Raw genomic sequence first — 18331 nt, forward strand, 5'->3', positions numbered from 1 at the left:
CCGCTTTTTCAACTGTTTTCTATTTCGGCATGCGCTTCTGCTTAACGTTCCGCCCCGGCAACCTGGCCGCTGCCGTTGCTTCGCTCCTCTTATTGCTGAGCTCCGCCGCCCGCGCCCAGCAGGCCGGCGACACCACCAGCGTGAGCTGCGGCCCGCCCCTGTCGCGCATGCTCTGCGTCGACCTCGACGGCCGCCCGTCCATCGACGAAGCCGCCGGCCCCTTCACCTACAAATGGCAGATGGGCGACGGCACCACCCTCACCGGCCCTACCATCACGCACTGCTATAAGGAGCGCAAAAACTACGTGGTGCAGCTCGACGTCATTGTGGACAAAACCGGCGAGGTGCGCACCGGCCAGAAATATATCCCCATCAACCTCGTGCAGCAGGACGTGGTCGATTTCACCGCCACCACCACCCGCGTGCGCGTGGGCCAGCCGGTTTCCTTCGCCTCGCCCGAAGCCCAGCTCCTTACCTGCCAGAACGTGCAGTTTGTGTGGGATTTTCGCGATGGCACCGTGCAGAAAGGCCGCACCGCCGAGCACGTATTCCGCCGCCCCGGCACCTACGCCGTGCGCTTCAGCATGCGCGGCTACGGCTCCCAGGCCTGCATCCAGAGCCACTGCGTTTCGCGCGAAATCGTGGTCGAGCCCTAGCAAGGAGCTGTTTCTACGATGACGAAGGAGCAGGCGGCCGGTGCATTTCCGGCGGCTTGCTCCTTCGTCTTTTTACAGCCCCAACTCGTTCGCCACCGGCGCCCCTTCGCGCAGCAGCTTTAGCACCAGTTCCCACAGGTGTTCGTAGGGAATAATTTCTACCTCGGCAAAGGCCTCGCCGGGCGGCGCGGTGTCCTGCAGCTGCTGAAACAGCACCTTGCCGCGTTCGGCTGCTTTGGCGGCGTCGAAGTTCTTTTCCACAATCAGCTGCAGCAGGCGCAAAAACAACCGGCTGCGCACCGTGGTGGGCTCGTATAGGTGCCGCTGCTGGTACTTGCGCAGGCGCTCCAGGCGCAGGAGCACGGCTTCTAGGTTGCGCTCGCGCAGGAAGTGCAGCAGCTGCAATACCAGAATGGCCACGTTGTGCCCCCGCTTGTCGCGGCTGTACTCGGGCAGTTGCAGCACCCACTGGGCCATCTGGCGCTGCCGGGCAATGGACGGGCGCGCCGGCGGCAGCACAAAGTCAATGTAGGCCCGGTACAAGTTCCAGCGCTGCAAAGCCGCCTCGCGCTGAATCAGATACGCCGGATTTTTGGTAATGATTTCCATCAGTTCCTGGGCCCGCTCGTATTGTTCGGCATGCAGCGCCAGCAGCACGTAGTGCTCCTGAAAATAAAACCAATTGTTCGACGACGGGTGGAAGTCGCGGTTGTATTCTTCGGCCAGCCGCAGGCCCTGCACCGGCTGCCGGCTGCGCAGGTAGGCGTAAATGCTCACGAAGTGGTTGAAGCGCAAGTCAAACCGCCGCTCGTTCAGCTTGCCTTCTTTCAGGCGCCGCGAAGCCGCCGCCGTCACCCGAATCATCTCCTGAAAATTGCCCTGCAGCTCTTCGTAGGCCAATCGCGCCCGGTACACCACATTATAGGTAGTGAAGCTGCGGGCCTTGCGGTGCAGGGCTTCGAGTTGGGCAATGCGCTCGGGCAGCACGGCCAGCACGGCCCGGCGCGCGGCCACGGTGCCGCTCAGGGCCAGCTGGGTGGCGGTGTAGAGCTGCTCGGCCTCGTCTTCCAGCGCCAGCACTTGCTGCACGTGCGTCAGCACCTTCACTGCCTTCTTATACGGAATGACGTCGCGCTTTTCGGCGTGCAGGTTGCGCAGCATGCGGGCGCACAGCACGGCATACTGCGTGAATTCGCCTTTTTCGGCCAGCGCCAAGCAGCGCTGCAATAGCCGCTCCGACAGCTTGTACTCGCGCTCAGCATACAAAATACTTACCTTGTGCAACATGTCCAGGCATTCGAGCTCGTAGCGGCGCGACACCAGGTGCCGGGGGTCGGAGTGGTCCAGAAAGTACAGTTGGTTGAGCAACTTGCTGCGCACCCGCGACTGCAGTTTGTGCAAGGCCCGCACGTTGGTGGGCGTGGCCTTGCCATACAAGGCCTTCACCACCTGTAGTTGGGTGGCATCGGGCGCCTCGGCCAGGGTCTTCACAAATTGATTCTCCTTGCTTGGCTGGCGGCTATTCAGGTCCAATACCGGCAAAGCGCTCAGGCTGCGCGATGTCACAATTCGCGCCAAATTCGCAATTTCATTCATCTAAAAACCGCCTATACGACGCAAAAACGCAATTTTCGACTTAAACACCCTTCTAAAACCGACGTCACAAAAAGGCAGATTCTTTCCTTTTTTCGCCGCAACCAACCGGCCACATTTGTATCGTGAATATTTACGTCTGCTTTTAAGCTCAGACGTCACAAATTGAGTGTTTTTTCTGAAAGCCCAATAAAAAAAAGGTTATTTAAAAAACAGAAAAGCCATGTCAATATATGTTTTCTTTTTTTAGTTAAGTTATTTATAGTTTGCATACAAGTCAATTTTAGGGCATAAATGTCCTTTTGCACGGCTTGGGCGCCCCCCAACTTTGTGGTGTTCAAATAGCTGACCCACTCCTAAAGCCATACATACCGTGCTGAATCTCCTCACCATCGCCCTGTTCCAAGTTGCCAGCTTCTGCTCGCCCGCTGCTCCTGCTACGGCTCCTGCCAATACCGCGAACGTAACCACTGCTGCGGCCCCCGGCGGCACCGGCGGCTGGGCCGGCGACATTGCTGCTCCCGGTGGTACCGGTGGTTGGGCCGGCGACATTGCCGCTCCCGGCGGCACGGGCGGCTGGGCCGGCGACTACACCTCGCTACTGGATGGCGGCACCGGCGGCTGGGCCGGCGACATCGCAGCTCCGGCTGACGGCGGCACCGGCGGCTGGGCCGGCGACATTGCTACTCCCGGTGGTACCGGCGGTTGGGCCGGCGACATTGCCGCTCCCGGCGGCACGGGCGGCTGGGCCGGCGACTACACGGGCAATTAATACCCCGCTTTTCGTGCCTATATTGCCTGCTCACTGTAGCATGGCTTCATAGTCAGAATGTACCGCGTGAGGCAAAATTTCTTGGCCGGAGCCCGCCTCTGTCTTGCAATTGCCTTGCTGCTACAGGGTTGCACGGCCAAGCGCCGTGCGGCTGGCCTCGTCAAAATCCGCTGGGCGCACGACCCTGAAAACCTTGACCCCATGGCCTTGGCGAATCAGCCCGCCATCGACGCCATCAACTTATTAAACTGCAGCCTGCTGCAGGCCGATTTTGCCACGAATCGGTTTGCGCCGGCCCTGGCCGAGGCCCTGCCCACGGTGCAGCTCCTCGGCGATTCGCTCATGCGGCTGCAATACACCCTCCGGCCCGAGGCCGCCTGGGACAACGGCCGCCCGGTGCTGGCCACCGACGTGGCCTTCACGTTAAAGCTGATGTTTTGCCCGGGGCTGCCCAACGAACGGGCCCGCAGCGACTACAGCTTTATTCGGGAAGTCCTGATTGACCCCAAAAACCCGCGGCGGTTCAGCTTGGTCTGCACCAGCCAGTCGGTAGAATACGTGCAGGCTTCGGGCGATTTTTTTGTATTGCCCGAAGCCGCCCTCGACCCCAAAAGCGAACTGCGTGCTTTTTCGCTGGCTGAGTTGCAACGCCGCCCGGCCAGCGACAAAGCGCCCCCGGCGGTGCTCCAAGCCCTGGCCCGGCGCTACGCCGCCGCCACGCCGGGCCAAACGCCTGCCCGCCTGCCCGGCTGCGGCCCCTACCAGCTGGTGAAATGGGAAAAGGACCGGTCCCTCCGCTTCCGGCGCAAGCCCGGTTGGTGGGCCGACCGGGTGCGCCCCCGGCCTTTTGTGCTGGAGGCCCGCCCGGCGCAACTCGAATACGCCATCATTCCGGACGCAGCCACGGCCTCGCTGGCCTTGCAGCGCGGCGACATTGACGTGTTTCCGCAAATGCCCACCCGCGAATTTATTCGCCTGCGCCAGGCGCCAACCGCGCGCGCGGCCCTGAATTTTTACACTACGGCTTCCCACGACGTTGTTATCGCAGGCTTCAACACCCGTCAGCCTCCCCTCTCTGATGCGCTGACGCGCCAAGCCCTGGGGCGCTGCTTCGATGCGGCGGGCATTTTGCAGGGCAGCGAGTTGGGCGAAGGCCGGCGCACGGTAGGCCTCATCAGCCCCGCCGACCGCCGCAACTACAACGACAGCTTGGCCCCGGTGCCTTTCGACCCGGCTGGGGCCGTGGCGCTGCTGCGTCGGGCGGGCTGGCGGCGCGGAGCCACCGCGGAGGCCGGCTGGCAGCGCAACAGCGCGCACGGCCCCCAGCTATTGCGCCTGACGATGCGCTACCGAACCGATGAGCCGCTCTTCGCCACGATGGCGCTGCAGTTTCAGGCGGCAGCGGCCGGCATTGGGGTACCCGTTCGCTTACTGCCTACGGAGTCGGGCAATTTCAGCGAAGCGCTGCACAACGGCGAGTTTGATGTGTACGTGCGGGCCCTGCGCGGCAATCCGTTCATGTTCAACTTCACGTCCTTCCTGCATTCACAAGCGGTGGGCGCGGGCAATACGACTGGTTTCGGCACCCCGGAAAGCGACCGGCTGATTGAGGCCATTGCGGCGGCCAGCACCGTGCCGCACCGTGCGCAGCTGCTGCGGCGCTTCCAGACCTTGCTGCAGCGCGAGATGCCCTTAGTGCCCCTTTTCTTCCGGTCGAACCACGTGGCGGCGCAAAAACGACTCACGCACCTGTACCCGACCAGCCTCAAGCCCGGCTTTGCGGCCATGGCCATTGACGAAGCGCCCCCTTCCACGTCGCCTTAATCCAACTCATGGCCCGGCTACTTTTCTGGCGACTGCTACGGATGGTCTTAGCCGTGTGGGCGTTGGCCTCGGGGGTGTTTCTACTGAGCCACCTCGAAGGCGGCACGGCCGTCGCATTGGCGCAGCCCGACCCCGCCGAGGTGCGCACGAGAGGCGCGGCTTCCACTCCCACCGAGCGCGCGGCCCTCGAGCAAGCTGCCCGGCACCGGCTGGGGCTCGATATTCCACTTTTTTACGTTGGTACACAGGCCCCGGCTTCGGCCACCGCAAGCCAGTGGCACTGGAACGGCGTGCCCAACCAATACCATCGGTGGGTTAGTGCCCTGGTGCGCGGCCAGCTGGGCACCTCTTTTCGCACGGGCGAAAGCGTGCGCGGGCGCTTGCAGCAGGCGTTGCGCTTCACGCTGCCCCTCACCGGCACCGCCGCGGCTCTGGCCGTGCTGCTGACACTATTTCTGGCTCCGCGCCTGGCCGCCCGGCCGGGCTGGCACCGGCCGGTGCGGGGCGCGCTTGTTGCGTTGCAGTCGCTGCCCCTTTTTGTCGTCGCGCTGGGTCTGCTGCTGCTCTTCGCCAACCCGGAAGCCCTGGCTTGGTTTCCCAGCTACGGCCTCGACCCCGCCACTGACGCGGACACGGAAGCCGGCAGCCAATTCCTAAACTATTTGTGGCACATGACACTGCCTGCAACAACCTTGGTAATTAGCGCTCTGCCCGAGCTCACGCTGCAGCTCACCGCTGCCTTGGAGCAGGAGTTGGGCGCCGACTATGCCACCACGGCCCGAGCCAAAGGCCTGGCCGCACGGGCCGTCATCCGGCACCACGCCATGCGCAACGCCATCCTGCCCTCGCTGGCCCAGCTGGCCGAGTTGCTGCCGGCCCTAGCGGCGGGCGCCGTGGTGGTGGAAGTGGCCTTTGCCCTGCCCGGCATGGGGCGCCTGCTGGCCGAAGCGGCCGCCGCCCGCGACTTTCCCGTGTTGGTGGGCGGGGTGTTGCTCATTGGCGCCGCGCGGCTGCTGGCGCTGCTCATCACCGACCTTCTCGCCTTTTGGGCCGACCCTCGAATTCGTTGGCAGCATTAGTCCCTCCGTTTGCATTTCGGCCGCCTAAGTGGGCGGTGGCTTGGCTGGCCCTGCTGGTGCTGGTAGCCGTGGCCGCGCCCGCGCTGCCCCTGCCCTACCCTCCCCACACCCTCGACCTGGCCCACATTGCCCAGGCGCCGCTGGGCCCCGGCCGCCACTGGCTCGGCACCGACGGCCAGGGACGCGACGTGCTGAGCCTGCTGGTATTTGGCACGCGCACAGCAGTGCTGCTCACACTGCCAGCCGCGCTGCTAGCGGCCATCATTGGGGCATTGCTGGGCGGGGCCGCAGGCTTTTGGGGCAATCGAGCCCACGTTGGCTTGGCGTATTGGGCCCTGGCAGTTGGTGGGGTGTGGTGGGCGTTGCGGCTCCCCGCGCCTTGGCTGGGGCTGGCAGTGGGGGCAGCCGGCTTAGCGAGCGCCGTGGTGGGCGGTCCCTGGCGGCTCACGTGGCGCCTGCCGCTCGATGCGCTGGTTATGGGGGGAGCCGCTGCGCTCGATACCGTTCCCCGCCTGGTACTGGTGGTGGCATTGGCGGCCAGCGTTGGCAGTATTTCGGCTAGCGGCTTGCTCGCATTGCTTGCGCTTACCTCGTGGCCGACCTCGGCGCGCTTGGTGCGGGCGCAGATGCAGCGCATCCGGACTTTGCCATTCGTAGAAGCCGCTCAAGCGGCTGGCATGTCAACGGGGCATATTTGGCTGAAGCATGCTATCCCCCATGCTATCAAGCCTTTGCAGACCCTGTTTCCACTTAGCCTAGCGAGGCTATTAGGGCTGGAAAGCACGTTGTCTTTTTTAGGCATTGGCTTGCCGCCAGAGGTTGCCAGTTGGGGCCGGCTGCTGGCGTCTTATCGACAAGAACCCACCGCATGGTGGCTTTTCTTATTTCCATCTATCATGTTGACAATTAGCATACTAAGTTTATATCAGTTAACTAAAATGCGAAAATAACAATGGTCCAGAATCGACAATTACTGCGTAAAACCAGGTGATGAATCGATGCATAAATAGAGGCAAAGACTCATGTTTCAGATGTCACAAACCGGCCTTTTTTTCGAGTCAGTTTATGCTCAAGCAACGAGTGAACATCTGAATGCAACTAATTTAAAAACAGAGTTATAAATCACATATCATAAAAGCGGCCGTTTGCGTTTATTTAATTATTACATCAATTAACATAATTAAACTAGTATGATTTACTTTTTGCAGATGTCTAATCAGTGAGCGTTATGTCCTTTTTCGGGGTAAAATGAAGCTGTAACATTGTATTGCTTTTGGGCCGATTAATTAAACCCAAAGCAAATGTTCCCTTCGCTTTTCTACCCTTCTCAGCATGTACCTTCTCATTTACCCCTCCTTAAGTGCTCCACGCCGCCCCAAAGCGGCTGCTCGGCCTGCCGGCTCCGTTTCGGTGGGTGTCGATTTTGTTACGCCCGACGGCATGGTTGTGCCCCGTGCCTTGGGCGAAGCCGCCTTGCTGGGCCGCACGGCGGTGCTGGTGGGTGGCCTGCTGGTAGGGGTATGGCCGCAATCCTGATTCTTCCTTTCCGCTTTAGCCGATAGCAGCACATCCAGTTTACTACCAGCCACTTATTCCAGCTTTCGCATTTGGTATAATATTCTACCCATCCCTAATATCCTTAATCTACCGCTCGCAGGCTACCCCCGCCGAGCTTTAACCCGCCGTCTACCCCGGCGGGTTTTTTTTGCCCTATTCACACTGTCGACTCACGATGTTGATGCCTTCGGCGAAGGAATGGGGCGCGTAGCCTAAGTCGCGGCGGGCCTTATCGATGCGGAAGCCGGTGCGGGCCGGGCGGCGGGCCGGCTGCGAAAACGTGCTGGCATCGACGCGCTCAATCAGTGCTTTGTCGAGGCCGAAGAAATCGGCCACTTGCAAGGCCATGGCGTGGGGCGTGAGCAGGTCGTCGCCGCTGAGGTGGTAGATGCCCTGAGCCGAATGCCGGGCCAGCAGCCAGCAGCCTTCGGCCAGGTCCTCGGCCAGGGTGGGCGTGCGCCACTGGTCGGCCACCACTTTAATTGGTTTGCCGGCGCGGAGCGAGTCGCGCACCCACAGCACAATGTTGGTGCGGCCGTACTCGTGCGCCACGCCGTACACCAGCACGGTGCGGGCAATGGCCCAACGGCCGGCGCTGGCCCGCACCAGCTGCTCGGCGGCAACTTTGCTTTCGCCGTAAAAATTGACGGGGGCGGGAACGGCTTCTTCGTCGAGGGGGCCCGCGTCGCCGCTGAAAATGAAATCGGTGCTCAGGTGAGTGAGGTGGATGTCGAGCGCCGCGCAAACTTCTACCAAATGCGCCACAGCCGTCACGTTCTGCTCCCAGCAGGCGGTGCGGTTTAGCTCGCATTCGTCCACGTTCGTCATCGCCGCGGTGTGAATGACGTGGGTGGGCCGTTCGTGCGCCAGCACCCGGCGCACCTGGGCGGCATCGGCCACGTCGAGCGGCACAAAGCGCAGGTCCGGATGCAAGGCCGCCAGCTTGTTGGCACCGCGCGACGTGGCCACCAGCGTTACGTCGGGCTTAGGCTGCAACAGCGCTACCAGCTTCTGCCCCAGCAAGCCGTTGGAACCGGTGATGAGGATTTTCATTTACCAATTAACATGTATCATTCAACAATCAGGCAGCAATGGCCCGGCCCTTGCTGCCGCAACCAGCATCACACGCCTGTTAAATGGTAGATGCTAATTGTTAAACGAATAGCCGTAGAGCTTGGTGATTTTTTTGCGCTTGAGCTTCTCCACTTTCATGGTCATTTTGGAGTCGGCCAGGGGCCGGTCGCGCGGGTCTTTGGGCAGCTTGGCAATCTTGTCGATGACATCGAGCCCCTGAATCGCCTGGCCGAAAACGGTGTATTGGCCATCGAGGAAGTGGGTGCCGTCGTGGTTTTCAACTAAGTAGAACTGGCTGCCGCTGCTGGGCGTGCCCGCCGGGCCGCCCATGCGGGCCGCGGCCAGGGCGCCGTAGTTGTGCTGGTGGCCCACCAACTCGGCCGGGATGCTGGGTTCATTAGGTTGGCCGAGGCCGTCGTTGCTGGGGTCGGCGTCCTTGGAGTTGGCGTCGCCGCCCTGAATCATGAAGTTGTCGATGACGCGGTGGAAGGTGGTGCCGTTGTAAAAGCCGCTCTGCGCCTTCTTCAAAAAGTTCGCCTTGTGCTGGGGCGTGTCGTCGAAGAGGATGACGCGGATGACGCCCTGCGGCGTGGTGATGGTGACGACTTCGTCTTTGCCGCCTTTTTTCGGCTTGTCAGGTTTGGCAGCGGCGGAACCGGCGAAGCACAGCAGGGCCAGCAGGCTGAAAAGGGCGCGGTGAAATTTCTGATTCATGGGCATGAAAGGAAGCAGATGAGCTACAAAAATACGCGCGCCCGGCGCTGGCCCATCATTCGGGCCCGCCGCTGGCCAACGCGCGGGGCGGTGGGTGCGTAAGGCGGCATTCATTCCATTATACCGATGCTTCCCTCTCCTGCTGTTTCCACCCTCACCCGGCCAGCGGCCGTGCCCGGCCACTGGTTTCCCAAGCTGCTGCTGGCGGCTTACGTGCTGCTGTTTGCCGTGTGCGCCATCAACCCCGCCGAGCGCGGCACCTGGGTGGCCGAGAACCTGCCCATTGTGGCTATTGCCGCCACGCTGACGGTGCTCTACGCGCGTGGCGTGCGGTTCTCCAATCTGGCCTATGCCCTGATGAGCGTGCTGCTGTTCATGCATACCATTGGCGGCTACTACACTTTTGAGAAAGTGCCGTTTGCCTGGTTCAACGACCTGTTCGGCTTCGAGCGCAACATGTACGACCGGGTGGCACACTTTTCGGTGGGCTTCTACGCTTATGCCATTATTGAGCTGACCGACCGGCGCGGCATCATTCGCAACCGGGTGGTTTCATACCTGTTTCCGCTGTTCGCCATTGCTACGGTGGCTATGGCCTACGAAATCATCGAGTGGATATACGCCGTGCAGGCCGGGGGCTCGGCTGGGGCGGCTTTTCTGGGCAGCCAAGGCGACATCTGGGACGCGCAAAAGGACATGCTGGCCGATACCAGCGGCGCCGTGGTGGCCCTGCTGCTCTACGCGCTGGTCGGCCGCGGGCCCGCCACACCGGGCAAGTAGCCGCTAGCCCCGGTGCTCGCGGATGCTGGCCAGGATTTCGCGGCCGCCGCGGCCGAGCACGGAATCGGCCACGGATACCCCCAAGGCAATGGCTTCGGCAGGCTCGGCAGTTTGGATTTCCTCCACGTACTCCTCGCCGCTCAGGCTAATGAGGCCGCCGTGCAGGCGCAGGCGGCCGCCGTCCAGCGTGGCCAGCGCGAAGGACGGGATGCTGCAGCCGCCCTCCATGGTATGCAGGAAGGCACGCTCGGCCAGCAGGCAGGTGTGGGTGGCGGGGTGGTCGAGGGCGGCTTTGAGGCGGGCTTTCAGGTCGGCGTCGAGGTCGGCGGCGCACTCCACGGCGATGCTGCCCTGGCCGGTGGCAGGCACAAACTGTGTGGCCGGCAGCGTGTGGCGCACCAAGTGCTCGTAGCCCATGCGATGCACGCCGGCATAGGCCAGCACCAAGGCGTCGAACTGGCCTTCTTCGAGCTTGCGCAGGCGGGTTTGGAGGTTGCCGCGGGCTTCGGCGGTTTCGGCGTGCGGGTAGAAGCGGCGCAGCTGGGCCTTGCGGCGGGTGCTGCTGGTGCCCAGCACAATGCCGGGCTTGTCAAGAGAAAATTGCTCGTTAAAGCTCAGCACTACGTCGTTCACCTGCTCGCGCTCCAGAAAAGCCAGCAGCTCCAACTCGCGCGGAATGCTGCTTTGCACATCCTTTGCTGAGTGCACGGCCAGGTGAGTTTCGCCGCGCAAGAGGCTGTTTTCCAGTTCTTCGGTAAACACGCCCTTGGAGCCGATTTTGGCCAGGCTGCGGTCCTGCACGGCGTCGCCGGTGGTTTGCATGGGCACAATTTCGGTTTCGAAACCGGCCGCTTGCAGCAGGGCGGCCACGTGTTCGGTTTGCCACAGGGCGAGGCGGCTGGCGCGGGTAGCGAGGCGGATGGTCATTCTGGAAGGGTTGAATTTTGAGGGTTGAGTTTTGAGTAATTCGCGCGAGAAGTGGAACGGGGCACTACGCCTCATTCGACCCTCAACAGTCAACACTCAAACCTTAAGGAACCCGCCCAGCCGCAGCGAGCTGTCCACGAACACCATTTTGGCGTTGGCGTTGCGCTCGATGTGGTAATGGGCGTCGGTGAGTTCTTTGGTTAATAAATCGGCGTTGCGCGGGGTCACGAATTTGGCAAAGCCGGTCACAAATTGCTGTTCGCCGCTGGCCAGGTGCGGCACAAATTTCGGGTCGATGCCGAACAGCAGCACCTTGCGCAGCAGGCCCAGCGAGTAGCTCAGCAGCTCCTTCTGGTTTTCACGGCCCAGCTTCTGAAACTCGTCGCTTTGCTTGAGAATATCAGCGGCTTTTTGGCTGAAGCACTGGCGCATCCACTTCGCGAAGAACTCGAAGTAGTCGTGGTCGGCGTTGGCGTCGCGGCTGGCGATGGCCGCCCCCAGGCTGCCCTCGGCCAGCTGCGCCACCTGGCGGGCCTTGGCTTCGGGCACCTGGTAGGCCGCGTGCAGAAAATCGGTGATGTCGTCTTCCGAAAAGGGGCGCACCACCACCGGCTGCACCCGGCTGATGATGGTGGGCAGCAGCTGCTCGGGCGCGTGGCTGACGAGCAAAAAGATGGTAGCGGGCGGCGGCTCCTCCAGCAGCTTGAGCACGGCGTTGGCCGCGGCGGGGTGCATGAGCTCGGGCAGCCAGATGATGACGATTTTGAAGCGTGCTTCGAAGGCCTTCAGGCTCACCAGCTTCAGAATCTGCACGGCTTCGTCCTTCGAGATGTTGCCCTGCTTGTTTTCGGCCCCGATGTGCTGCATCCAGTCGTTGAGGCCTTGGTAGGGGTTGTCGAGCACGAAGCTGCGCCACTCGGCCATGAACTTGCTGCTCACCGCGTCCTTGCTCACCGTTTTGGTGGTGGTCACGGGCATGATGAAATTTAGGTCGGGGTGGGCCAGCTTGGCCATTTTGGTGCAGGCCGGGCAGTGGCCGCAACTGTCGGCGGCATCGGGGGCGCGCTCCTCGCAGTTCAGAAACTGCGCGTAAGCCAGCGCCAACGCCAGCGCCGCGCCGCCCTCCTGCCCCCGGAAAAGCTGCGCGTGCGCCACGTGCTGCCGCGCCACGGACTGGCGCAGCAGGTCTTTGACGGCAGACTGATTGGGAATGTCTTGGAACAGCACAGCTAATTAATTGTCGCTTGGTTTCAAAAGTTTCTGACGCGACTTGTGCTGCCAGAGCATCTTGATGGAATTGAAGTAGTCCGTATCGAATTTTATTACCTGTATTTCGGAAAGCAGAAACGGTTTATCGTCTTCTTGGTGCACATCCCGAATGCCTTTGGGGGTGAGAAAGTCAATCCAAAGGTGTACAGCATCAACTTGTGCTATCCAGCCAAAAAATGAGCTTTCTTCCTCATGCGCGAATTCAACCAGACCATAGCGCTGCTCCACCCAGCGCATCATCTCCACCAATTCCAGAAAGGCAAAATGCGGCGGCAGTTCTGGCTGGATGCCTTTTAGCTTCAGGACCTGCTCAACTTGCTTTCGGTCACGGTGCGGCTTGCGGGACACGATGTGTTCCTTGACCAACAATACATAGCCATCCACTGCGTAATCGGCGGGGATGTGGCGTAGCAGCAGCCAGTCGTCGTTTTCAGCTACCCACAGGCCTACCTCGTTGGTTTCCCAACCAGCCAGCTGCACGTATTCGACGCGGTAGGGCTTCATCTTACTTCGCCTTTTCCCAAACCCGGTCCTCTTCCGTCGCTTCAAACACGGCCTTCATAATTGCTTGCTCCACTGCATCGTACGGCAGGCTGCGGCGGGCCATCACGCGCTCGGCCACTTCGTTGGCCTTGGGCAGCTTGAAAGTTTCGAAGCCCGCCGCGCCGCCCCAACTGAAGCTCGGGATGAAGGTGCGCGGGAAGCCGGCCCCGAAAATGTTGGCCCCCACGCCCACCACCGTGCCGGTGTTGAACATGGTGTTGATGCCGGCCTTGCTGTGGTCGCCCATCATCAGGCCGCAGAACGTTTGGCCGGTATCCACGAAGCGCTTGGCGGTGTGGCTCCAGATTTTGACCGGCGCGTAGTTATTCTTCAGGTTCGACGTGTTGGTGTCGGCCCCCAGGTTGCACCACTCGCCGATGACGGAGTTGCCGAGGTAGCCGTCGTGGCCTTTATTGCTGTAGCCCAGCACAATGCTGTTGCCCACTTCGCCGCCCACCTTTGAGAACGGGCCCACGGTGTTGTCGCCGCGCATTTTGGCGCCGGCGTTGATGTGCGAGCCTTCGCACAAGGCCAGCGGGCCTTTGATAATGGCGCCCTCGTGTACCTGCGAGTTCTTGCCCAGGTAAATGGGGCCGTCCTCGGCGTTGAGAATGGCGGCCCGGATTTTCACCCCCTCTTCGATGAAGATGTTTTCGGCCCCGTACACAATGGTGTGCGCGTCGCCGACCGGCTGCGAGGTGCGGCCTTTGGTGAGCAGCGCGAAGTCGCGGCGAATTTCCACGCCGTTGCGCAGAAACAGCTGCCAGGGCCGGTCAATCACCGTCACGGGCTCGGCCACCTGCTTGGTTTCGGGAATGCCGTCCTGAATGAGTTCGGCCACCAGCGAGGCGTCGGCCACGTGGGCGGCCACCAGCAGCTCGTCGCTGTAGAGGGCCTGGCCGGGCTGCAGGGCCTGCACCTGCCGGGTCAGCAGGTCGTCGGGGCATACGGCGCCGTTGATGATGAGGGCCGGCCCGCTCACCTCGCCGGCCGGGAACTTGGCCTGCAAATACGGCTGCGTGAGGTAGCCCACGCCGGCCACGCCCAGCCGGTGCTGCCATTTCTCGGCCAGCGTGAGGATGCCGCAGCGCAGCGCCGCCACCGGCCGCGTGAAGGTGAAAGGCAGCAAGTGCGGCCGAATGGCCGGGTCGTCGAACAGGAGAACGTGCATCTGCTTAGGGGTCAGTTGGTCGTTGTGGGTGGGCAGGCGTGCGCAAGGCCAGACGCCCGCCGCACTGAACGCAAAGTTCGGGTTTCCCCAAAAGAAAAGCTCCCAGCAGCGAGGCCACCAGGAGCTTTTGATTATTTTATCGTCGGCCTAACAGCTGACAACGAGCAGCTAACAGCAATTACTTGTTGGTGCTGGTTTGCTCTTTCTTGGCGTAGCGGCTGCGGAATTTCTCCACGCGGCCGGCCGTGTCGATGAACATGTTTTTGCCCGTGTAGAAGGGGTGCGAAGCGGAGCTTACTTCGATTTTCACCAGCGGGTACGTCTTGCCGTCTTCCATCACGATGGTGTCGGTCGGCTTCATCGTGGAGCGGGTGATGAACTTAAAGTCCGAAGAAGAGTCCTGGAATACGACTTCCTGGTACTCGGGGTGGGTGTCCTTTTTCATATCGAGAGGTCGGTTTTACCGGTTAAACCCTGCCGATTTTGCGGAAGGGACTGCAAAAGTACAGCTTAGCTCGGAAATTCCCAACGCCAGCCCCAAGATTTTCTCGTTGGACTGGCTCGTTTGGACTCACTATAAGAATAGGTTGATTTTCTGAAAAGGTTTGTACATTTGAATCCGGCCCACACTCGGGGCCGCTTTCCCGCGCGTGATGCATCCCCTACCCGTCCGCCGTACGTTCCGCCGTTTTGGCCTGGCAGCGCTGCTGCTGGTGCTGGGAAGCGCCGTAGCCGCCGTGGCTGCCTCGCTCAGCCTGTTCACCGCCGCCTACGACAGCGCCCGGGTCCGCATCGACTGGGAGGTGAACACCGAGACCGACGTGACGAGCTTCGACCTGGCCCGCAAAACCTCGGCCGAGACCAGCTTCTCCGCCCTCACCAGCGTGACGCCCAACGGCCAGCGCCGCTATACTTATTACGACGCCAACGTGTTTCGCACCGCCACCGGCGGCGCCCCCACGCCGGCCCTGGGCGGTGGCCCCGTTACCTACCGCCTCACCATTCACGGCCCCGGCGGCGACCAGAGCTTCCTCACCGTGCTGGCCGGCACCCCCAGTTCCGTGCAACGCTCCTGGGGCACCATCAAGTCGATGTTCCGGTAGGAACCACTAATCAGAACGTCATGCCGAGCGCAGCCGAGGCATCTCGCGTGCCGTAGTAATCCTATCGCCAGGATTTATTCCCCCAAGCGAGATGCCTCGGCTGCGCTCGGCGTGACGTTCTTTTGTAGTTGACAATTTCGCTCGCCTCATGCCCGCCCCCACTCAACTTTGCTTTGCCTCTAACAACGCCCACAAGCTCGATGAAATTCGGCCGCTGCTGCCCGCCGGCCTCACCCTGCTGAGCCTGGCCGACATCGGCTGCCACGAGGAACTGCCCGAAACCCAGGACACGCTGGAAGGCAACGCCCGCCAAAAGGCCGAGTATGTACTTCAGCACTATGGCGTGGATTGCTTCGCCGACGACACGGGGCTGGAGGTGACGGCCCTGGGATGTGCGCCCGGCGTGTACTCGGCCCGCTACGCTGGTCCTCAGCGCCGGTCAGAAGACAACGTAGCCAAGCTCCTGCACGAGCTGCAAGGCGCGCCTGACCGCTCGGCCCGCTTCCGTACGGTGGTGGCCCTGGCCCGCGCCGATGGCAGCACGCACGAGTTTGCGGGCGAAGTGCTGGGCTCCATCATAGCGGAAGGACGCGGCGAAGGCGGCTTCGGCTACGACCCGGTGTTTGTGCCCGCGGAGGGCGACGGCCGCACGTTTGCGGAGATGAGTGGCACTGAGAAAAACCGCATCAGCCACCGGGCGCGGGCCGTGGCCGGGCTGCTGGCTTTTTTGCAGGCGGAGTAAGCGGCTGAAAAAATGAGGAAAATTCTGTCATCCTAAGCGTAGCGAAGGACCTTTTCACATTTCATTGCTTGGCTATTCCGACGTGAGAAGGTCCTTCGCTGTGCTCAGGATGACAGCCGATTTAACAGGGGCGCTGCTAATTCTCCACTTCCCATTCTTCATTCCTAATTGAGCGAAGCGTTACCTTTGCCTGCTATGCACACCCCGTATCTAATTGGCATCACCGGCGGCAGCGCTTCTGGTAAAACCACGTTTCTGCGCCGGCTTCTGGCTTCGTTTCCCGAAGAGCAGATTTGCCTCATCTCGCAGGATAATTACTACCACCCGCGCGAAAAGCAGTTGCGCGACGACCAGGGCGTCGAGAACTTCGACCTGCCCGCCAGCATCGACGCCGCGGCCTACGCCGACGACGTGTTGCGCATCAGCCAAGGGCACGAGGTGCGCCGCAAAGAATACACCTTCAACAACGCGGCCGTGACGCCCAAGGAGCTGGTGTTTCGGCCGGCGCCTATCGTAGTGGTGGAGGGTATTTTCGTGTTTCACTTCGAGGAAATCGCCAAGCTGCTCGACCTCAAGGTGTACATCGATGCCCAGGAGCACGTAAAGCTGCACCGCCGCATCATCCGCGACCGCGACGAGCGCGGCTACGACCTGGCCGACGTGCTCTACCGCTACACCCACCACGTGGCGCCCACCTACGAGCAGTTCATTGCGCCCTACAAGCACTACGCCGATATTGTGATTCCCAACAACCGCCACTTCGAAAAGGGGCTGGAGGTGTTGGTGGGATTCCTGCAGGGCAAGGTGGCCGCCGCGCAGCGATAAGCGCTGCCGCGAGCATCAATACGGCTGCTTTTAAGGCCGTTTGAACGCCGGGTCAACTTGCGTTGGGCGCACATTTTTTAGAACACTTCATAAAATGGAAGTTAAAATAGATTATCTTGGACCTGCAATTGCGGCCAGCGCGGCACTTCCAACAGCCGCAGGTAGCCTGATTGCCACCTGGTCCATATAATCCATTTTGCTTTGCCACTTATGAAACGTGCACGTTTACTCTTTTCTCAATGGGCTGTGCTCACAGCCGCTTCGGCCGGCCTGCTGGGGCTGACCAGCTGCGATAAGAATGGCCAGGCGGGCATCATGCAGCACCCGGCCACCAACTCGGCCTACCGCGTGGAGGTGACGCCCGACAACGCTTACAGCCAGGCTTTCGACGCCAACCTGAGCAAGCTCAACGACACGACCTACCTCATTATCACCAAGGCCGAGCGCGGCAGCGTGTTTGCCGTGCACACCGGCCCGCTGCCCACCGCCGACCACGCCGTGTGCTTTGCTAGCACCAACAACCCGGGCTTTAAAGAGTGCGTGCAGGAGTACTACCACAACGCGGGCGGGGTGGCTATCCAAAGCAACGAAGCCGGCTGGTGGGCCACCCCACTATAGTATTGTAGGGCAGGAGGGTAATGAAGGCAGGAGGGCAGGAGTTTGACCCATCTTTATTCGACTCTTACCCTCCTGCCCCCATACCCTCCTACCGCAAAAATGTACAGCAAAGCAGAAGCTACCCAACTGCGCCAAGCCTTCTGGACCACTTTTGGTCAATACATGGCGCCCATTCCTTCGGCCGAGGGCGACACCACCAACTGGATTAACTACAAGACGGGCATTAAGCACCTGTATTTTCGGATGCAGGCTGACAACCGGCGCGCCAAAATCGCCATCGAGCTCAACCACCCCGACGTGGGTATTCGGGAGCTGTTCTGGGAGCAGTTTCTGGAGTTGCGCACGCTGCTGCACGAAACCCTGGGCGAAACCTGGGTTTGGGAAGCCGATTCCATCGATGCCCAGGGCTTGCCGCTGAGCTGCATTTACCAGGAACTGAGCCCCGTCAATATCTTCAACCGCGACGACTGGCCGAAGCTGATTTCATTTTTTAAACCCCGCATCATCGCCCTTGATGCCTTCTGGGCCGATGCGCAGTACACGTTTGAGGCGCTGAAATAGTTGGCCCGCGGCCTGCAAAGAAGCCCTTGTCTGCATTGCCTTGAAATGGGTATCTTTGCAGACCCCGTACATACCCATGCTGGCTCTGCTTTCCCGTTTTTGGTTCTCGCTCCGCTTTGCCCTGCTCGCCGCCACGGTGCTGCTGGTGCTGGGTTTGAACCAGCGCGCCGTGAGTGTGCTGCGCCCTGTGGGCAAGGGAGAAGCGCGGTTTACGCGCGCCACGGTGGTGAAACAAAAAGTAATGCTCGAAGCCACGGCTTCGCTGAAGCATTTTGTGGCGCCGTTGGGCACGGCCTGGTTGCCGCTCCCGGCCACTGCGAGCACCTGGCTGCCCACGCTGCGCCAGCGGCTGGCCGTGCCGCGCCTGCGGGCCGGCATTCGGGCGGGCGAGGTGTTTCGGGCGCGGCTATTGGCCGTGGCGCTGTCGCCGCAGGCCCCCTAGTGAAGTGTTGAGTTTTGAGGGTTGACTGTTGAATGAGCTTTCGCCGCCCGGCGGAAGACTTGGGCAGCATTCAACCCTTTC

At 61.3% G+C, this 18331-nt stretch carries 21 protein-coding genes; 13 read left to right on the forward strand and 8 right to left on the reverse strand.

All coding sequences use genetic code 11. The features are described from left to right. The first annotated feature begins 29 nt into the window (after positions 1-29). Positions 30-656: a PKD domain-containing protein gene (locus MTP16_RS03685; protein ID WP_243516054.1), complete on the forward strand. Its 627-nt coding sequence runs from the start codon at positions 30-32 to the stop codon at positions 654-656. 72 nt (positions 657-728) lie between these two features. On the opposite strand, the gene MTP16_RS03690 is transcribed toward MTP16_RS03685, so the two are convergent. Further along, positions 729-2147, reverse strand: coding sequence for a hypothetical protein (locus MTP16_RS03690; RefSeq protein ID WP_243516055.1), 1419 nt, complete (start codon positions 2145-2147; stop codon positions 729-731). Positions 2148-2622: 475 nt separating this feature from the next. On the opposite strand from MTP16_RS03690, the gene MTP16_RS03695 reads away from it, so the two are divergent. The 5 genes from MTP16_RS03695 to MTP16_RS03715 all read left to right on the forward strand — a co-directional run bounded on the left by MTP16_RS03695 (position 2623) and on the right by MTP16_RS03715 (position 7460). Continuing rightward, positions 2623-3021, forward strand: coding sequence for a hypothetical protein (locus MTP16_RS03695; RefSeq protein WP_243516057.1), 399 nt, complete (start codon positions 2623-2625; stop codon positions 3019-3021). 201 nt (positions 3022-3222) lie between these two features. Further along, positions 3223-4845 (forward strand): ABC transporter substrate-binding protein, encoded by a 1623-nt coding sequence (locus MTP16_RS03700; RefSeq protein WP_243516059.1) that lies wholly within the window; start codon positions 3223-3225, stop codon positions 4843-4845. Between the two features lie 8 nt (positions 4846-4853). Beyond that, a complete protein-coding gene (locus MTP16_RS03705) occupies positions 4854-5924 on the forward strand; it encodes an ABC transporter permease (RefSeq protein ID WP_243516062.1) in 1071 nt (356 codons plus the stop codon). A 35-nt stretch (positions 5925-5959) separates the two neighbouring features. Continuing rightward, positions 5960-6874: an ABC transporter permease gene (locus MTP16_RS03710; RefSeq protein ID WP_243516064.1), complete on the forward strand. Its 915-nt coding sequence runs from the start codon at positions 5960-5962 to the stop codon at positions 6872-6874. 382 nt (positions 6875-7256) lie between these two features. Further along, positions 7257-7460, forward strand: coding sequence for a hypothetical protein (locus tag MTP16_RS03715; protein ID WP_243516065.1), 204 nt, complete (start codon positions 7257-7259; stop codon positions 7458-7460). A 174-nt stretch (positions 7461-7634) separates the two neighbouring features. Here the strand turns inward: MTP16_RS03715 and MTP16_RS03720 are convergent, their stop codons facing one another. Together MTP16_RS03720 and MTP16_RS03725 are read right to left on the reverse strand one after the other, a co-directional pair. Further along, positions 7635-8534: an SDR family oxidoreductase gene (locus MTP16_RS03720; RefSeq protein WP_243516066.1), complete on the reverse strand. Its 900-nt coding sequence runs from the start codon at positions 8532-8534 to the stop codon at positions 7635-7637. 93 nt (positions 8535-8627) lie between these two features. Beyond that, complete coding sequence (locus tag MTP16_RS03725) at positions 8628-9269, reverse strand: peptidylprolyl isomerase (protein WP_243516067.1); 642 nt, start codon at positions 9267-9269, stop codon at positions 8628-8630. A 126-nt stretch (positions 9270-9395) separates the two neighbouring features. On the opposite strand from MTP16_RS03725, the gene MTP16_RS03730 reads away from it, so the two are divergent. Continuing rightward, complete coding sequence (locus tag MTP16_RS03730) at positions 9396-10049, forward strand: DUF2238 domain-containing protein (RefSeq protein WP_243516068.1); 654 nt, start codon at positions 9396-9398, stop codon at positions 10047-10049. A 3-nt stretch (positions 10050-10052) separates the two neighbouring features. Here the strand turns inward: MTP16_RS03730 and hemC are convergent, their stop codons facing one another. From hemC to MTP16_RS03755, 5 genes are all read right to left on the reverse strand, one after another. Next, on the reverse strand, positions 10053-10976 hold the full coding sequence (gene hemC, locus MTP16_RS03735) for a hydroxymethylbilane synthase (protein ID WP_243516069.1): 924 nt from the start codon (positions 10974-10976) through the stop codon (positions 10053-10055). A gap of 96 nt (positions 10977-11072) precedes the next feature. Continuing rightward, positions 11073-12203 carry a DNA polymerase III subunit gene (locus MTP16_RS03740; RefSeq protein WP_243516070.1) on the reverse strand — a complete coding sequence of 377 codons (1131 nt, stop codon included), beginning with the start codon at positions 12201-12203 and terminating at the stop codon, positions 11073-11075. 6 nt (positions 12204-12209) lie between these two features. Continuing rightward, positions 12210-12749, reverse strand: coding sequence for a hypothetical protein (locus tag MTP16_RS03745; RefSeq protein WP_243516071.1), 540 nt, complete (start codon positions 12747-12749; stop codon positions 12210-12212). Position 12750: 1 nt separating this feature from the next. After that, positions 12751-13959, reverse strand: coding sequence for a GlmU family protein (locus MTP16_RS03750; protein WP_243516073.1), 1209 nt, complete (start codon positions 13957-13959; stop codon positions 12751-12753). A 178-nt stretch (positions 13960-14137) separates the two neighbouring features. Next, positions 14138-14404, reverse strand: coding sequence for a type B 50S ribosomal protein L31 (locus MTP16_RS03755; RefSeq protein WP_196285774.1), 267 nt, complete (start codon positions 14402-14404; stop codon positions 14138-14140). A 205-nt stretch (positions 14405-14609) separates the two neighbouring features. On the opposite strand from MTP16_RS03755, the gene MTP16_RS03760 reads away from it, so the two are divergent. The 6 genes from MTP16_RS03760 to MTP16_RS03785 all read left to right on the forward strand — a co-directional run bounded on the left by MTP16_RS03760 (position 14610) and on the right by MTP16_RS03785 (position 18250). After that, positions 14610-15062 carry a hypothetical protein gene (locus MTP16_RS03760; RefSeq protein WP_243516075.1) on the forward strand — a complete coding sequence of 151 codons (453 nt, stop codon included), beginning with the start codon at positions 14610-14612 and terminating at the stop codon, positions 15060-15062. 148 nt (positions 15063-15210) lie between these two features. Then, positions 15211-15804: an RdgB/HAM1 family non-canonical purine NTP pyrophosphatase gene (gene rdgB / locus MTP16_RS03765; protein WP_243516076.1), complete on the forward strand. Its 594-nt coding sequence runs from the start codon at positions 15211-15213 to the stop codon at positions 15802-15804. Positions 15805-15999: 195 nt separating this feature from the next. After that, the gene (locus MTP16_RS03770) at positions 16000-16629 is read left to right on the forward strand and encodes a uridine kinase family protein (protein WP_243516078.1); all 630 of its coding nucleotides are present in this window, start codon (positions 16000-16002) and stop codon (positions 16627-16629) included. Positions 16630-16875: 246 nt separating this feature from the next. Next, positions 16876-17247: a hypothetical protein gene (locus tag MTP16_RS03775; RefSeq protein WP_243516080.1), complete on the forward strand. Its 372-nt coding sequence runs from the start codon at positions 16876-16878 to the stop codon at positions 17245-17247. A 99-nt stretch (positions 17248-17346) separates the two neighbouring features. Continuing rightward, positions 17347-17808: a DUF4268 domain-containing protein gene (locus MTP16_RS03780; protein WP_243516082.1), complete on the forward strand. Its 462-nt coding sequence runs from the start codon at positions 17347-17349 to the stop codon at positions 17806-17808. Positions 17809-17884: 76 nt separating this feature from the next. After that, the gene (locus MTP16_RS03785; RefSeq protein ID WP_243516084.1) at positions 17885-18250 is read left to right on the forward strand and encodes a hypothetical protein; all 366 of its coding nucleotides are present in this window, start codon (positions 17885-17887) and stop codon (positions 18248-18250) included. The last annotated feature ends 81 nt before the right edge of the window (positions 18251-18331 follow it).

This window comes from Hymenobacter monticola, assembly GCF_022811645.1.
Classification (GTDB): Bacteria; Bacteroidota; Bacteroidia; order Cytophagales; family Hymenobacteraceae; genus Hymenobacter; species Hymenobacter monticola.

Bases quoted from the DNA above. Each gene is read 5' to 3' on its own strand.
- MTP16_RS03780 (WP_243516082.1), top strand. From the start codon at position 17,347: ATGTACAGCAAAGCAGAAGCTACCCAACTGCGCCAAGCCTTCTGGACC.
- MTP16_RS03745 (WP_243516071.1), bottom strand. From the start codon at position 12,749: ATGAAGCCCTACCGCGTCGAATACGTGCAGCTGGCTGGTTGGGAAACC.
- MTP16_RS03720 (WP_243516066.1), bottom strand. From the start codon at position 8,534: ATGAAAATCCTCATCACCGGTTCCAACGGCTTGCTGGGGCAGAAGCTG.
- MTP16_RS03755 (WP_196285774.1), bottom strand. From the start codon at position 14,404: ATGAAAAAGGACACCCACCCCGAGTACCAGGAAGTCGTATTCCAGGAC.
- MTP16_RS03715 (WP_243516065.1), top strand. From the start codon at position 7,257: ATGTACCTTCTCATTTACCCCTCCTTAAGTGCTCCACGCCGCCCCAAA.
- MTP16_RS03685 (WP_243516054.1), top strand. From the start codon at position 30: ATGCGCTTCTGCTTAACGTTCCGCCCCGGCAACCTGGCCGCTGCCGTT.
- MTP16_RS03785 (WP_243516084.1), top strand. From the start codon at position 17,885: ATGCTGGCTCTGCTTTCCCGTTTTTGGTTCTCGCTCCGCTTTGCCCTG.
- MTP16_RS03750 (WP_243516073.1), bottom strand. From the start codon at position 13,959: ATGCACGTTCTCCTGTTCGACGACCCGGCCATTCGGCCGCACTTGCTG.
- hemC (WP_243516069.1), bottom strand. From the start codon at position 10,976: ATGACCATCCGCCTCGCTACCCGCGCCAGCCGCCTCGCCCTGTGGCAA.
- rdgB (WP_243516076.1), top strand. From the start codon at position 15,211: ATGCCCGCCCCCACTCAACTTTGCTTTGCCTCTAACAACGCCCACAAG.
- MTP16_RS03770 (WP_243516078.1), top strand. From the start codon at position 16,000: ATGCACACCCCGTATCTAATTGGCATCACCGGCGGCAGCGCTTCTGGT.
- MTP16_RS03700 (WP_243516059.1), top strand. From the start codon at position 3,223: ATGGCCTTGGCGAATCAGCCCGCCATCGACGCCATCAACTTATTAAAC.
- MTP16_RS03725 (WP_243516067.1), bottom strand. From the start codon at position 9,269: ATGAATCAGAAATTTCACCGCGCCCTTTTCAGCCTGCTGGCCCTGCTG.
- MTP16_RS03730 (WP_243516068.1), top strand. From the start codon at position 9,396: ATGCTTCCCTCTCCTGCTGTTTCCACCCTCACCCGGCCAGCGGCCGTG.
- MTP16_RS03705 (WP_243516062.1), top strand. From the start codon at position 4,854: ATGGCCCGGCTACTTTTCTGGCGACTGCTACGGATGGTCTTAGCCGTG.